This is a genomic window from Photobacterium piscicola (assembly GCF_046058925.1).
In the GTDB taxonomy this organism is placed as follows: domain Bacteria; phylum Pseudomonadota; class Gammaproteobacteria; order Enterobacterales; family Vibrionaceae; genus Photobacterium; species Photobacterium piscicola.
Map to the genome: position 1 here is coordinate 2545684 of NZ_CP175534.1, position 15590 is coordinate 2561273.

A 15590-nucleotide genomic window follows, 5' to 3' on the forward strand; every position below is an offset into this window, starting at 1 on the left:
TTCATTTTAGCAATTAATTACTTAATATTGCTTATTAATGACAAACGCAGTTTCTCCACCCAAGGGGGTCTGGCTACTTTGACCATACCAATCGCCTTGTTTAGTCATCACGTTACCATCGCTATCAACACGTGCTTTAATGATCATTTCTGACAATGATGATAGCTGGCGTTGTGGAATCATGCTGTCTTTATCCGTTAACGTTATCGTTAATGGGAATGTTGTCGACAACGGTAATTTCACAGCCGCAATCGGCATTGGTGAACCGTCAGCATCATGTACCGAAATAATAATATTACCTTGTTTTGGTAATACTACGTTTTTTCCTAACGCTATAGTAGCAGTAACTTGCTTACCTGTATCGATATTTTGCGTTTCAGTTGGTGTTGTTTGTTCATCAATTGCCGTTGGATCTGGTGCAACTGTTGAACCATCAGCACCGTTAATACGCATTTTTGCACGCGCAATACTACGGGTTAGCATCGGTGTACGAGAATCCTTTGGCCCAATCAGGGTTTTCATCATCGTCCAATAATCGACAGCTTGCTGGTAATGCTTCTGCTCAAACGCATCAAATGCGAGTAATGACAGCGCTTGAACGTTAGTGTGATCAGTCTTAATTACTTGACGTAAAATTTGACGCGCAAGCTCACTTTGACCAGGTTTGCCACTTAACATTAATGTTTGTGCATAACCTAAGCGAATAGCGGTATCAACAGGGTTAAGATCATACGCGCGTTTCATTGCCATTTCAGCCGTTGCTGCATCACGATTAGCTATCGCAATTCGACCTAACAGTAACCATCCCATAGGATCATCACCGTCTTTGTGCAATTTAGTTCGTAACGCTAAAGTAAGATCCGACATATCTTGATCAGACAGTGGCTCATTAGCGGCGTTATCACCCATTAAACGTTGTGTTAGCTCTGGTAAGCGATTCACGGCTTGATGCCATGCTTCTACTTTAGCACTGCTACCTACAGCACCATAAACACCATAGCAAATACCCACAATTAAAATAAGGCCAGGTACAACCATTGCAGGGCTAACATATGTTGCTTGTTGCTTTTCAGTAACAGGCAAGTCATCCAATAATGTTTGTTGTAAGTCCGTCACCATATCTTGCTGGCTATCGACTAAACCTTCTTGTGATTCTTCTTCAAGTTCATGAATACGATCTTTAAAGAAGGCTTTATTAAGCTCATCTCGGCTTGCTACATCGTCATACTCTTTGCCGATATACATCGGAATTACAAAGATGGCGATCGCAATTAAAACCAAAACAGCGGTTAAAATCCAAAACAGCGTCATTTATTTACCTTTGTCTGATTATTGGTAGCTTCAGTATCTTGCTGCGCCATTTCAGCCAACAACCCCTGCAAACGTTCCGACTCAACATCATCAAGTGGCTCATCTTTGCTTAGCTCAGTTTTTTTACGTGAGCGATAAACTAAGATGCTAAAACCAATCACAATAAAACCAATAGGACCGGCCCATAGGATCATTGTTGATGCTGTCACTGCGGGATCGTAGGTTACGAAATTACCGTAACGTGCAATCATGTAATCAATGACTTGTTGATTGGTTTTGCCTTCTTTTAACAGCTCAAACGTCTTCATGCGCATATCTTCTGCTAAGGTCGCATTAGAATCGGCAATACTGTTATTTTGACATTTAGGACAACGTAAAGTCTCTGTTAGCTCTTGAAACTGCTTTTCTTGTGCCGGATTTTTAAAGTCGTACACATCAATGGCTGCCAATGCTGGCGCAACCATTGAAAAAGTCAGTCCAAGTGCGAACATCAAAGCAAAAAAGCGTTTCATGATGCTTTTGCCTCCGCTTGAGTGTTGTTATTTTTTGCCTCGGCTTGTAGTTTCTTATAAAGAGGCTCAAGGGTCTTGTTCCAGTTTTCTGGATTAACATCACCCACATGGCGGTAACGAATAATACCATTCGCATCAATTAAGAAGGTTTCAGGCGCACCATAAACACCAAGGTCCATGCCTAACATGCCATTACCATCAAACAAAGAAATCATGTAAGGATTACCCAGCTCTTTAAGCCAGTTAATCGCTTTAGGTCGCTGATCTTTGTAGTTTAAGCCAATAATCTTCACCCCTTGCTTCGCCAACACGTTCAAGTATTGGTGCTCAGCGTAACAAGTCGGACACCACGTCGCCCACACGTTCAATAGCAGCGGTTGACCTTTAAAAATCGTTTGCTGATATTCTTTACCCGGCTCAAATAAATCTTCAAGCTTAAAGGCAGGAACAGGCTTACCCACTAATACTGATTCAAGTTTTGTTGGATCATCACCAGCAGCGTTACGGCTTAGTTGGACCATAAACATCACAACTAACGCCAAAAACAACACTAAAGGAATAAATAATAGCTTCTTATTCATTAGTTAGCTTCGCCTCCGATTTTTGATCATTTGCAGCAATATTAGCAGGCTTACGGAAACGGTAACGCTTATCGCTGATAGCAAACGCACCACCAAGTGCCATTAAGAACGCCCCCATCCACATCCAGTTAACAAATGGTTTGTAGTAAATACGTACTGCCCATGCACCGTCATTACCTAAACGCTCACCCATTGCAACGTATAAGTCACGGGTAAAGCCACTATCAATTGCCGCTTCCGTCATCATTGAACCCGCAACGGTGTAGTAACGTTTTTCAGCGTGTAGTGTTGTGATATCAATACCACGGCGGCTGATTTCAAAGTCAGCTACATAACCGTCATAGTTAGAACCATCTGCATCGCGTAAACCTGCAAAGTGGAAGTCATAACCTTTAACGTTAACTGATTGTCCTGGTGACAAACGTAAATCACGCTCAATACCGTAGTTCGATACTAACGTCATACCAATGATAGCAATCGCTAAACCTAAATGGCCTAACATCATCGCCCAGTGGCTACGTCCTAACTTACTCAGACCTTCAAGGAAAGAATGACGGTGGGTTGCGCGACGGTAGATTTCAACAAGATGGAGAACAATAATCCACACTGCCATCATCACACCAACAACCGCTAACGGCTCAACCACACTTGCAGTTAAGTAAATAACCAAGAATGAGAATGGAACGGTGAATAAACCACACCACAACATTGGTTTTGCGATTGAAGCAAAGTTATCACGTTTCCAACGAACCAGAGGACCGATACCCATTAAGAATGAGAATGGCACCATTAACCATGTAAATAGGGTATTAAAGAACGGTTCACCAATAGAAACAGAGCCTAAGCCTAATTGTTTATGAACTAATGGTAGTAACGTACCAATCAATACCACTAATAACGCAGCAACTAATAATAAGTTATTGGCTAATAAGAAGTTTTCACGTGAGAACAATGCATAGTTACCACGAGAACGAATTTGACCACCACGCAGTGCATAAAGCAGTAATGAACCACCAATAACCACCACTAAGAAGCCAAGAATAAACATACCGCGTGACGGATCTGACGCAAATGCGTGTACAGAAACCAACACACCAGAACGGACTAAGAACGTACCTAATAAGCTTAGTGAGAAAGCAGAAATCGCCAGTAATACTGTCCACGCTTTAAATGTACCGCGTTTTTCAGTGACTGATAATGAATGCATTAATGCTGTGCCCGCAAGCCATGGCATTAATGATGCGTTTTCAACTGGATCCCAGAACCACCAGCCGCCCCAGCCAAGTTCGTAGTAAGCCCACCATGAGCCTAGTGCGATACCTAAAGTTAGGAATGACCATGCCGCGATTGTCCACGGACGTGACCAACGTGCCCAAGCCGTATCTAAACGGCCGGTCATTAGTGAGGCAATAGCAAATGAGAATGCAACAGAGAAACCAACGTAACCCATGTACAACATTGGTGGGTGAACAATTAAACCGGGATCTTGAAGCAATGGGTTTAAGTCACGACCTTGTACTGGGAAGTCTGGCAATGTACGCAAAAATGGATTCGATGTTACGATGATAAACAGTAAGAAACCCACTGCAACCATACCCATAACGGAAAGTACACGCGCCACTGCTTCTAGAGGCATACCACGGCTAAATCGAGCAACAGCTGCTGCCCAACCCGCTTGGATAAGTACCCATAGCATCAATGAACCTTCATGCCCGCCCCATACTGCGGTTAAACGGTAATACCATGGCAGTAAACTGGTTGAATTACTGGCAACATACGCTACCGTAAAATCATTGCTATAGAACGACCAGCTCAAAATACCAAACGACAATGCAAGCATGCCGAATACTCCGTAGGACAGTGGACGTGCCATACGCATCATTGCTTGGTTACCAACCGTGGCACCATACAATGGGTAAATGCTGGCCAGCACCGATAGCGCTAATGCGGCTATAAGTGCGAATTGGCCTAATTCAGGGATCATTGATCACTTACCTTGTAGTTGTTCTTCAGTGTACTGAAGTCGTTTATGGTTTATCTTCATTGCATCTGCCACTTCTGGTGGCATATATTTCTCATCGTGCTTTGCAAGCACTTCACTTGCTTTAACTGTGGTCGGGTTAATCAATACCCCCTGCGCCACAATACCTTGGCCTTCACGGAACAGATCCGGCAAAATACCATCATAAATAACGGTAACCGAAGGACCAATATCAGCCACTTTGAATGTAATTCGTAATGATTGAGGATCACGCTTAACCGACCCTTTCACTACCATGCCACCAATACGTAACCGCTGCCCAACTTCAGGCTTAGCACCACCATCGGTCTTACCGTTAATTAATTCTGATGGCGTGTAGAATAGGTTCATATTTTGGTTAAGTGCGTATAACACCAGTCCAACCGTTGCACCGAGTCCAAGCACTAACGCCAGTACAATCACTAAACGTTTTTGACGTCTTGGGGTCATAGGGTGTTCTCCAATTTTTTGGCTTCTTTAATACGTTGCTCACGCGCCATTTTATTGTTTATTTCTCGTAACAAACGTCGTTTAGTTGTTAAGCTCGAAAATAAAATCCATAACATGGATAGAAAAGAAATTGCGTAGGCACTCCAAACGTAGCCTGCGTATCCACCCATCGCAAAAAAATCATTTATAGAATCAAAATACATAGCTATCTCACTTCACCAGTTTCTGTACCCAAGGGCGATGACTCTCACGTAATAGAATTTCATTACGTAACCGCACCAGCGTAACAGCCGCAAAGAAACAACCAAAACCAAGTAACATCACCAACAATGGCCATAACATATCGTTTGACATTGATGGTTTGCCAAATTTAGAAATCGTTGCACCTTGGTGTAAGGTGTTCCACCATTCAACTGAATAGTGAATAATTGGAATATTAATCACGCCCACAATCGATAAAATCCCCGCAGCTTTTGCGGCTGTTTTGTGATCATCAAACGCGTTATACAATGCAATAACACCAAGATATAAAAACAATAGAATCAATTCAGAGGTTAAGCGAGCATCCCAAACCCACCAAGCACCCCACATAGGCTTACCCCAAATAGCCCCTGTAATAAGAGCAATAAAGGTAAACACGGCGCCAATAGGTGCCATTGCAGCAGCAGCCATATCTGACATTCGAATTTGCCACACAAGACCAATGAAAGAAGAAATCGCCATTGTTACATAAATACTCATCGACCAAATTGCAGCGGGTACGTGAATATAAATAATCCTAAAGCTATCGCCTTGTTGATAGTCGGCGGGAACAAACAATAGTCCCCATACAGATCCCACTAAAATGGAGATCAAAGCGATAATAGAAAACCAAGGCAACAACTTACCGCATAGACGGTAGGTGTTTTCTGCTTTAGCGTAAGGATGTAGCCACTTCCACATAATGCTCTCAACTTATAATCAATAATAAATACGTCACTGAGAGCAACATCATCACTCTCGCATTCTTCACTGCGCACCCCTCTTTTGAGGCCGACGCATTAAAGAAAAAATTCATTGGTTAATGGACACTGATCCTTAGTGCTGCGGCAACAGCAAAAGGAGCTAAGGTCAACGATCCCACTAACATCGCGCCCATAATGGCTAATTGGCCATCATAAGCCATGCCTAAACTTGCCGCCTCAATCGCAGAGGTGGCGAATATAAGCACAGGTATATATAAAGGCAGTATGAGTAAGCTCAATAAAACGCCACCTTTTCGTAATCCAACCGTTAATGCCATGCCAATTGCGCCCAAAAAGCTCAATGTTGGCGTACCAATCAGCAACGTTAATAACACCGCGATCCAAGTATGTAAATTAAGTGACAATAAAATCGCCAATAACGGGCTAATAAGAATCAACGGTAATCCAGTCAACAACCAATGCGCGACCATTTTAGCAAAAGCGGCAACGGATAATGGCGTTGGCATGAGCAACATTTGCTCTAATGAACCATCTAAAAAATCATCACGGAACAACCGTTCCATCGACAGCAATGCTGCTAATAATGCAGCTACCCATATAATACCTGGGGCGATACGGGCTAATAAGTTAGGCTCAGGGCCAATACCTAATGGAAACAACGTAATAACAATAATAAAAAACCACAGCGGATTAAAAATATCCGCTTGTCGACGATAAGCAATTAACAACTCACGACGAATAATTTGCATAAGGGTGTTAAGCATTATTGTTATTATCCTAGCTTAATTTTTCTTAAACGGTCACTATCGACAAACATGTCTTGGTGAGTGGTTAACAACACCATTCCTCCACGCTCTGCATGGGATAAAAACAGCGCTTCAAGCACTTTTACACCTTGTTTATCTATTGCTGTTAATGGCTCATCAAGTACCCATAATTTATGATTACTTAGCCATAATCGAGCCAAAGCAACCCGACGTTGTTGACCCGCAGATAGCTGTCCGGCACTAATATCTTCACGGCCAGCTAAACCAACATGTGCCAACGCCTGCCATAGTGCATCATCACCACTTACTTTAGGTGTTCCTTTGAGATCGGAGCCTTGTTCACAGGTATGCATTGCCTGAAAAAAAGCCAAGTTCTCAAAGGCCGTAAGCTCTCGCTTTACGCCTGTTTGGTGACCTAAAAATAATAGAGCTTGATGATAATCCTCACGTGCAGTCGCAATATTTTCATTACACCACAGCACATCACCACTATCTGGGTAGCCTAAACCAGCAATAATCCTTAATAAGGTCGTCTTGCCTGCACCGTTTGGACCTTCAATTTGAACTAACTCACCACTTGAAATAGTGAAGTTTAATTCATCAAATAATACGCGTTCATCACGAACACAGCTCAAATTTGCTACTGACAACATAAAATGATGTATCCTAGGTGTCACAAAATAGCCGCATAGTACCACAATGGCTAACAAATTGACTAAACTGCTCAGCTTCTTAATCGTTAACTAACGTAAGTAAATGTGAAACAAATGCAAATAAAAACATTACCTAATATGCCTGCGTTTTTAGAAAAACTTTCGACAATTGAAACAGTTAACGTAACGTCTAAACCTTCACATTTAGAATCACTACCAATAATTGCTAACAACCACTCAAAATTTATATCTCAACTGCCGCAATTATTATTATCTATGAATAGCTTGCAACGATTAGTTACAAATTTATTGATTCCGTTAAACTTAGGTACAGTTAAGTCACCCCATTCAACGCCTCACGTACTTCAACAGTTATTTAACCAATTATTATTGCCGAATAACCAAGCAACATTAATTACATGGTTACAGCACAATACCGGTCATCAGACCTTGGCCACCTTATTACAGCAACTGTCACAGCCCTCAAGCCTACTTAATCAATGGTTGGGCCAACTGGGTCCTGAACAGCAACAAGAGTTCAGCGCATTGTTACGTCTTGCAGGTGAACAACGAGGACCTGAAAATCAACGTTCACCCGATAATAACAATATCCATCTACAGTGGGTGCAAGACAACGGCCAAACAGTATTACTACAAATAAACAATCGTTCACAAAAGAAAACAAATGCTGTTAAGAATAACAATAGTCAATGGACCGTCAAATTGAGTTTACCTATTGGTGCAATAGATATTATGAATGTTATCGCTTGTTGGCATCAACAACAGTTGAGTACATGCTTTGAATGCTCCAATAAAACGTTATTACATCATATTGAACGGGGAACGCCTTATTTAATTTCACGATTACAACAATTAGGTATAAATAGCACACCACCCCAATATAAACTGGCACCTCCCCAGCAACAGCATCAGCCAGCTGTCGTATCTGGTCTTTCAATAAAGGTGTAATAACAAAAGGTATGGTATGACAAACAAAACAACGCCGAATGCTCAACAAGCTATCGCACTGCGTTATGATGGTGAGCAAGCTCCTTATATCGCTGCTAAAGGTTACGATAAATTAGCACAGCACATAATTGAGCAAGTAAAACAGCAAGGCGGCTTAATTCATCAAGATCCCATACTCGCACAGTATCTCAATAGTTTTGATCTCAATGATCATATACCGCAGGAATTGTATTTGATTATTGCCGAACTCATTGCATTTTCATGGTATCTAAACGGCAAAACCCCTCCGGGATGGGAAGGGTTTGAAAATATTGATATTACGGCATAGTTCAATATTTAGAACGAGGCATTAACGTCGATAATGTTGCGGCATACTTTTTTGTAAGCTCAGCATTAATTCTGCTTCTGCTTTTGGCAAGTCGCACTCTTTCATTAACTCGTTAACATCTGCCCCTAATTCAACCATCTTGCTGGCACGGCTGTATAACCGCCCACCAGAATCATTCATGGCGATCTCATTTTGACGTTCTTCAACCCGTTCCAGCTGCTCAATCATATCAACCAATTTATTACTCATACCAATACTGCCAGTACGTAACTCATTAAATTGTTTCGTTAAACTTTCATGCTGTAACCGGCTATTTTTTAATACTTTTTCAATAGCTGAAAATTTCACTTCTAATGCTTTTCGCGCTTGACGTTCACGGTTAATTAATACCGCCGCCGTTATCGCAATCACCACTGAAATCGCAACAGGTAACCATTGTTGAAGTATTATATCCATTACAAATATGCGACCTCATCCCACTCGTCTTCTGACAACAGTTTGTTTAAATCAACTAATATCAGTAACTGATCATCATGGTTGCTCACACCTTGAATAAATTTGGCACTTTCTTCAGTACCAACACAAGGGGTGCTATCAATTTCAGAGTTACGCAGATAAACCACTTCCGCCACACTGTCGACTAAAATGCCAATCACTTGCGTTTCCGCTTCAATGATCACAATACGCGTGCTATCTGAAATATCACCACGCTGTAAGCCAAAACGAGCACGAGTATCAATAACGGTAACAACATTGCCACGTAAATTAATAATACCGATCACGTAATCTGGCGCACCGGGGACTGGCGCGATATCTGAGTAACGTAACACTTCTCGCACTTGCATAACATTAATGCCATAGGTTTCATTTTCTAATTGAAAAGTCACCCATTGCAAGACGTGATCGTTAACGCCATCTTTTTGTATTTCCGTTATATTTACTTGGGACATAGTCTTTCCTCTTTAATGCCTCAACTCGCGCCACTATTAACATCTAAGCCTTTATTCAACATTTGAATTAATGCATCAACATGGATCAGAGCACACATTTTTTGTTTTACCATTCCCGCCAACCATGGCCGTTTACCCGCTTGTTCTCGCCAACGGAGATCAGTTGACATCAAGGTTTGCGTGCCATGTAATTTATCGCAAGCCAAGCCCCACTGACTGTTGCCTAACATCACCATATAGTGATAATTATCGCGATAATCATTATTGGTTAGCTTATCGGCCATCACCCAACGCGCGGTATCAACCACATCGACATGATATTGTGGTAACGGTGCTAAACCTAAATACCAAGCAGGACGACCGACAATATGGTTCAGTTCTCCAAGTTGGTAAATGGCACCTAACTCGGTTAATGCCACCGCAAACATCATGCCATTGACTTCAAAAAACAGCGCTTGGAATGGCTGTTGCTGGCCGAGATGTTGCCATGTAACAACCGCTGGTTCTGGTTCTGGTTCTGGTTCTGGTTCTGGTTCTGGTTCTGCATTAATCACAATCACAGCTTGAGGTTCAACATCAACCTGTGTTGGTATTTGATCTAATAACTGTTGTAGTTGCTGTGTCGATACCGGTTCACAAAAGGCTGTTGGTTGAGTAGCAGACACAGGTTGTGGCTCGGCGTCTAACAACAAATCACCAAAATAATCGTCTAATGCCTGTTCACTGGTTAACGGTTTCTTATTCATCGTAGGCCAACCTTGTTAAATGACTCAGGAGGGTTTTATAAGCAAAAACCCCTCGACAATTATGAGCATACAATGACGGTGGCATATGTTTAATACTGGCATCACGGAACTTAGTATCAATAGGAATAGCAGACATCCACACTTGATCTGGGTAACGTGTTTTTAAGTCTTGTAACGTTTGTAATGATGCACGAGTACGTTTGTCATACATCGTTGGTACGATAGTGACATCAAATCCTGATGGCTTAGAACGCTGCATGATCTGCAAGGTACGCAACATTCGCTCTAAGCCTTTCATGGCTAAAAATTCCGTTTGTACTGGAATTAAAATTCGATCACTGGCTGCCAATGCATTGACCATCATCACCCCTAAAATTGGCGGACAGTCAATTAATACATAATCATAATCAGCAGCAACACTGTGTAAGGCTTTTTTTAATACTAACCCCATGCCACTGCGGTTCCCCATCGAACGATCTAAAGTCGCTAATGACATATGGGCTGGAATGATATCGATATTTTTAAATGTGGTGCTTAAAATCAATTCTCTGACGCCATCACGCGTAATCTCAGGCAGTTGAAATAAATCAAACAAACTGGCTGGTACATAATCAGCATCAAAATTTAAATATGTTGTCAATGAACCATGCGGGTCGGTATCAACCACTAATACCCGTTGGTTCTGTTCACTTAATAATCCAGCTAATGCTATGGTAGTGGTCGTTTTCCCTACTCCACCCTTTTGGTTTGCAATACTCCAAACAACCACCGTCAACTCCTCACGACAAACCTAATTCAATTAAAATACATTCAGCAATACGGTCGAGGGGAAGATCATGACTAGAAATGCCAGCTTTAGCAACTGCTTGTGGCATACCATATACGACACAGCTATCTTCATCTTGTGCCCAAACGGTCGATCCATTGGCTTTTAACATCCGCGCACCTTCACGCCCATCAGCACCCATGCCTGTCAGCACTATCGATAGCACCCGATCATTAAACACTTTTGCCGCTGATCCAAACGTCACATCAACACAAGGTTTATAGTTCATTCGATCGCCACCATCAATAATTCGTAACCGTGCTCCAACGTTACGTCCATCGACCATCATCTGCTGTCCACCTGGCGCTAAATAAGCAACACCAGCGCGTAGTATATCGCCATCTTGGGCTTCTTTTACTTCTATACGGCATAAGTTATTCAATCGAGCGGCAAAAGCGGCGGTAAATGTCACGGGCATATGTTGCACTAACACAATCGGGTGAGGAAAATTAGCCGGTAATTGAGTTAATATTTTTTGTAAAGCAACCGGGCCCCCCGTAGATGTACCAATGGCTAATAACTGATATTTTTTCCCTGATGCACGAAAATGAAATGGCATTGATGGCGTCATTATCGAACTCGCTATTGCTGAACCAGCCAATGTACGTCCAACACTTGAAGTAACAGTGGGGTTTGCTGTTGCCATTACCTTAGTCGGTGTCGCTGCGGTATGACGCACCGACGGAATAGATACGGGTTTGATTGTCGCTGCAACACTGCTATTGCGGCGCAAATAAAACCGCTTACCTGCTAATTCTGCTACGCGTTTTTGTAATAAATCGACAGCATCATCACGATTACGGGCAATATCTTCAAATTTTTTCGGTAAGAAATCTAATGCACCAGCATCCAGAGCATCTAACGTTGCTTTAGCGCCAGCTTGGGTTAAAGAAGAAAACATCAAAATAGGTGTTGGGGCTATTTTCATTATTTCACGGACGGCAGTGATTCCATCCATCACTGGCATTTCAATGTCCATCGTAATAACGTCAGGTTGCAACGCTTTAACCAACTCGCACGCTTCTTTGCCGTTAGTTGCATTACCTACAACAGTTAATCGAGGGTCTGCATTAATAATTTCACTGACACGCCGACGGAAAAAACTTGAATCATCAACAACTAACACCTTTATTGCCATTTGTTTTCATTCCTTTACATAAACAACACCGCAAGCCTAAACACTGGCGGTTTACGGGGTATCATTGTTAATAATTAACGTCTTACATAATGATTTAATAAATTAGGTACATCTAAAATAAGCGCAATATGACCATCACTGGTAATGGTTGCCCCTGCCATTCCTGGCGTTCCTTTGAGCAATTTATCTAACGGTTTAATCACGACTTCTTCTTGACCAATCAAACTATCAACTACAAACCCGATCCGCTGATGACCCGTTTGTACAATCACCACATGACCAAAACTATTATGTTGTTTGTTCGTTGTTGATTTTTTTGATAACCAATCTTGTAAGTAAAATAATGGAATCGCTTTATCACGCACAATAATGGTTAATTGACCGTCAACGGTATGGGTTTTAGTCAAATCTAAGTGGAAAATTTCATTCACATTTGCTAACGGCAAGGCAAAAGGTTGCTGAGCTACGCCGACCATTAATGTTGGTAGAATCGCTAATGTTAACGGTACCTTAATGTCAATACGTGTCCCTTTTCCTAAGGTAGAATCAATCACGATTGAGCCATTAAGTTGGTTGATACTGGTTTTAACCACATCCATACCAACACCACGTCCTGAAATATCTGAAATTTCTTTTTTAGTTGAAAAACCCGGTGCAAAAATCAGATTATAAGCATCATTATCACTCAAGCGTGAAGCTGCATCGTGATCCATCATGCCGCGATCAATCGCGATTTGACGCAATCTATTGGCATCCATTCCACTACCATCATCAGCGATAGTTAATCGAATATGATCCCCTTCTTGCGAGGCTGATAATAACACTTTACCCACTGGCGATTTGCCTGCCAGCTCTCGTTCTGCAGGCATTTCAATACCATGATCAACTGAGTTACGGACTAAGTGTACTAATGGATCAGCAAGTGCTTCCACCAAGTTTTTATCAAGATCGGTATCTTCACCCACCATCTCAAGCACAATTTCTTTATTGAGACTACGGGCTAAATCACGTACCACTCGCGGAAAACGACCAAAGACTTTCTTAATCGGCTGCATGCGAGTTTTCATTACCGCCCCTTGCAGATCCGCAGTCACAACATCTAATGTTGATACCGCTTTTGACATTTCTTCATCGGTGGTATTTAAACCTAAGCTAACCAGTCGATTACGCACCAATACCAACTCGCCCACCATATTCATAATGATATCGAGAGTCGAAGTATCAACACGTACCGTTGTCTCCGCTTGAGGCTTAGGTTTATCTTTAGCTGCTGGTAATGGTGAACGATTGACAGGCTCACTGACCACTATTGGCGCGACTGACACTGGGTTTTCAGTGACTGGAGCTTCAATAACAGGTGTACTGACTACCGCTTGATTCACACTAGCAGCATGATCAACCTGAGGTGCACAACCAATACCATGTAATTCATCTAATAAGCTTTCAAATTCATCATCAGTCATTAAATCATCGTTAACAACGGCAAGGTTTTCATTTTTAATAGACGGCAGAGTTATTGCAGCTGAAGAATTGCCAGCACCGGGAGCATTACCACTACCATGTAACTCATCTAATAAACGTTCAAACTCATCATCGGTAATATCATTACTTTCAACACTTGTAACAGTATTAGCGATAACAGCGGTTGATGACGACGATGGTGAATTACCTACACCATGCAATTCATCTAATAAGCGTTCAAATTCATCTTGAGTGATATCGTCAACAGAATTAGCCGCAATCGCACTTGTCGGTGCAGCAGCCGCAAGAGGTTGATGACTAACCACAGCGGTTTCAGCCATTGTCTTTTCAACAATATCGACTGTCGCTGCAACAACTGCTGGCGGTAAACTGTAATGATGCAACTGATCCAACAAAGTTTGATCGGCTTTGCTTAATGGTTGATGCTCTTGTACTTGAGCAAACATCACATTAATACAATCTAGCGCTTCTAAAATGACATCCATCAATTCTGATGTCACTTTACGCTTACCCGTACGTAGCAAATCAAAGACGTTTTCCGCGCCATGACAAGCATCAACTAACTCAGTTAATGATAAAAAACCTGCGCCACCTTTTACGGTATGAAAACCACGGAAGATAGCATTTAATAATTCACTATTATCTGGACTACGTTCAAGTTCAACTAATTGCTCAGACAATAATTCAAGGATCTCTCCGGCTTCAATCAAAAAGTCTTGTAGGATATCTTCATCTAAATTAAAACTCATAAATTCCCTCTAAAATCCAAGACTTGAAAGTAAATCATCAACATCATCTTGCGATGAAACCGTATCTTTACGTTGCTGAGGATTAATAATAGGTCCTTCCGCAGTAACCCCTAATGGCAGCAGCTCTACGCTAGAAGATGATGCTTGTTCTATTCCAAATGCTTGCAGAATATCCAACATTCGATCTTCAACTTCATGCACCAAGGTGATCACTCGTCGTATGACTTGCCCAGTAAGATCTTGAAAATCTTGTGCCATTAAAATATCGGTTAAATGCTCTCGTAATAGTGAGCTATCTTGATCAACTTGAAGCAGTAACGCATTGATATCATGACAAAGTTGTTTAAAATCAGTTAACGCAATTTGCCCCACCATTAAGCGCTGCCATTGCGGATGCAGGCTATGTAATGTTTGTTGTAATTGCTCAGCAATCGGCAAGGTTATTTCAACCGCATCCATAGTTCGGTTTGCCGCTGCTTCTGTTTTATCAATTACATAAGATAAACTGTCGCGCGCATCAGGAATATCGGTTCTCGCTAAATCGTTCCAGCGAGGATCCAGCCGAAAACTCACCAATGAATCGTGTAACTGGCGAGTCATTTTTCCAACTTCCTCATACATAGGCGCATGATGACGTTCAACTAAAGTTTGCACGAGTGTATTGGCTTGTTGTTGCTGGTTTTGTTCAAGCAACACCACTAACTGCTGTGCTTGCTCCAATGAAATCATGGTTATATTTCCCTATGCCAAAACACAATCACTATTGTAATCGTTCAAAAATCTTTGCTAGTTTTTCTTTTAATGTCACTGCATTAAACGGTTTTACAATATAACCATTAACGCCAGCTTGAGCGGCCTCAATGATTTGCTCACGTTTAGCTTCAGCTGTAATCATTAACACAGGTAAATGCTTTAATTGCTCATCCGCACGAATCTGACGTAACAAATCAATACCTTGCATTCCTGGCATATTCCAATCTGTTACTACAAAATCAAAATCACCACGTTTTAATAGTGGTAGTGCTGTTAAACCATCATCTGCTTCTACTGTGTTATTAAACCCTAAATCACGCAGTAAATTTTTTACAATTCGACGCATTGTTGAAAAATCATCAACAATAAGAATTTTCATGTTTGTATTCA

General features: G+C 41.6%; 19 protein-coding genes. 2 read left to right on the top strand and 17 right to left on the bottom strand.

Annotated features, from left to right (window positions below; genetic code table 11):
- Window positions 1-21 precede the first annotated feature (21 nt).
- The 9 genes from ccmI to ccmA all read right to left on the bottom strand — a co-directional run bounded on the left by ccmI (window position 22) and on the right by ccmA (window position 7259).
- On the bottom strand, window positions 22-1311 hold the full coding sequence (gene ccmI / locus ACJZU6_RS12035; protein ID WP_080156926.1) for a c-type cytochrome biogenesis protein CcmI: 1290 nt from the start codon (window positions 1309-1311) through the stop codon (window positions 22-24).
- Complete coding sequence (locus ACJZU6_RS12040) at window positions 1308-1823, bottom strand: cytochrome c-type biogenesis protein (protein ID WP_080156928.1); 516 nt, start codon at window positions 1821-1823, stop codon at window positions 1308-1310. The genes ccmI and ACJZU6_RS12040 overlap by 4 nt, the downstream gene beginning before the upstream one ends.
- Window positions 1820-2404, bottom strand: a complete 585-nt coding sequence (locus ACJZU6_RS12045) for a DsbE family thiol:disulfide interchange protein (protein ID WP_080156929.1) — start codon at window positions 2402-2404, stop codon at window positions 1820-1822. The genes ACJZU6_RS12040 and ACJZU6_RS12045 overlap by 4 nt, the downstream gene beginning before the upstream one ends.
- Window positions 2397-4388, bottom strand: coding sequence for a heme lyase CcmF/NrfE family subunit (locus ACJZU6_RS12050; protein WP_080156932.1), 1992 nt, complete (start codon window positions 4386-4388; stop codon window positions 2397-2399). Before ACJZU6_RS12050 ends, ACJZU6_RS12045 begins: the two co-directional genes overlap by 8 nt.
- A gap of 3 nt (window positions 4389-4391) precedes the next feature.
- Entirely contained in the window at window positions 4392-4874 is a 483-nt protein-coding gene (gene ccmE, locus ACJZU6_RS12055; RefSeq protein WP_080156933.1) for a cytochrome c maturation protein CcmE, read from the bottom strand.
- Window positions 4871-5077 (bottom strand): heme exporter protein CcmD, encoded by a 207-nt coding sequence (ccmD, locus tag ACJZU6_RS12060; RefSeq protein WP_080156935.1) that lies wholly within the window; start codon window positions 5075-5077, stop codon window positions 4871-4873. The genes ccmE and ccmD overlap by 4 nt, the downstream gene beginning before the upstream one ends.
- 7 nt (window positions 5078-5084) lie before the next feature.
- On the bottom strand, window positions 5085-5816 hold the full coding sequence (locus ACJZU6_RS12065; protein WP_045039253.1) for a heme ABC transporter permease: 732 nt from the start codon (window positions 5814-5816) through the stop codon (window positions 5085-5087).
- Between the two features lie 118 nt (window positions 5817-5934).
- Window positions 5935-6603 carry a heme exporter protein CcmB gene (gene ccmB / locus ACJZU6_RS12070; protein WP_080156937.1) on the bottom strand — a complete coding sequence of 223 codons (669 nt, stop codon included), beginning with the start codon at window positions 6601-6603 and terminating at the stop codon, window positions 5935-5937.
- Between the two features lie 8 nt (window positions 6604-6611).
- Window positions 6612-7259 carry a cytochrome c biogenesis heme-transporting ATPase CcmA gene (ccmA, locus tag ACJZU6_RS12075; protein WP_080156938.1) on the bottom strand — a complete coding sequence of 216 codons (648 nt, stop codon included), beginning with the start codon at window positions 7257-7259 and terminating at the stop codon, window positions 6612-6614.
- Window positions 7260-7373: 114 nt separating this feature from the next.
- Between ccmA and ACJZU6_RS12080 the strand changes: the two genes are divergently transcribed.
- A complete protein-coding gene (locus tag ACJZU6_RS12080) occupies window positions 7374-8228 on the top strand; it encodes a hypothetical protein (RefSeq protein ID WP_408900335.1) in 855 nt (284 codons plus the stop codon).
- Between the two features lie 16 nt (window positions 8229-8244).
- The gene (locus ACJZU6_RS12085; protein WP_408900336.1) at window positions 8245-8556 is read left to right on the top strand and encodes an EscU/YscU/HrcU family type III secretion system export apparatus switch protein; all 312 of its coding nucleotides are present in this window, start codon (window positions 8245-8247) and stop codon (window positions 8554-8556) included.
- Window positions 8557-8577: 21 nt separating this feature from the next.
- On the opposite strand, the gene ACJZU6_RS12090 is transcribed toward ACJZU6_RS12085, so the two are convergent.
- From ACJZU6_RS12090 to cheY, 8 genes are all read right to left on the bottom strand, one after another.
- Window positions 8578-9012 carry a DUF2802 domain-containing protein gene (locus ACJZU6_RS12090; RefSeq protein WP_080156945.1) on the bottom strand — a complete coding sequence of 145 codons (435 nt, stop codon included), beginning with the start codon at window positions 9010-9012 and terminating at the stop codon, window positions 8578-8580.
- Entirely contained in the window at window positions 9012-9506 is a 495-nt protein-coding gene (locus ACJZU6_RS12095; protein WP_080156946.1) for a chemotaxis protein CheW, read from the bottom strand. Before ACJZU6_RS12095 ends, ACJZU6_RS12090 begins: the two co-directional genes overlap by 1 nt.
- A gap of 20 nt (window positions 9507-9526) precedes the next feature.
- The gene (locus ACJZU6_RS12100) at window positions 9527-10252 is read right to left on the bottom strand and encodes a chemotaxis protein CheW (protein ID WP_408900337.1); all 726 of its coding nucleotides are present in this window, start codon (window positions 10250-10252) and stop codon (window positions 9527-9529) included.
- Window positions 10245-11021, bottom strand: a complete 777-nt coding sequence (locus tag ACJZU6_RS12105) for a ParA family protein (protein WP_080156949.1) — start codon at window positions 11019-11021, stop codon at window positions 10245-10247. Before ACJZU6_RS12105 ends, ACJZU6_RS12100 begins: the two co-directional genes overlap by 8 nt.
- 10 nt (window positions 11022-11031) lie before the next feature.
- The gene (locus ACJZU6_RS12110; RefSeq protein WP_408900338.1) at window positions 11032-12216 is read right to left on the bottom strand and encodes a chemotaxis response regulator protein-glutamate methylesterase; all 1185 of its coding nucleotides are present in this window, start codon (window positions 12214-12216) and stop codon (window positions 11032-11034) included.
- Window positions 12217-12290: 74 nt separating this feature from the next.
- Complete coding sequence (locus tag ACJZU6_RS12115; RefSeq protein WP_408900339.1) at window positions 12291-14447, bottom strand: chemotaxis protein CheA; 2157 nt, start codon at window positions 14445-14447, stop codon at window positions 12291-12293.
- Between the two features lie 9 nt (window positions 14448-14456).
- The gene (locus ACJZU6_RS12120; RefSeq protein WP_080156953.1) at window positions 14457-15176 is read right to left on the bottom strand and encodes a protein phosphatase CheZ; all 720 of its coding nucleotides are present in this window, start codon (window positions 15174-15176) and stop codon (window positions 14457-14459) included.
- Window positions 15177-15207: 31 nt separating this feature from the next.
- Window positions 15208-15579: a chemotaxis response regulator CheY gene (gene cheY / locus ACJZU6_RS12125; RefSeq protein WP_080156955.1), complete on the bottom strand. Its 372-nt coding sequence runs from the start codon at window positions 15577-15579 to the stop codon at window positions 15208-15210.
- Window positions 15580-15590 lie beyond the last annotated feature (11 nt).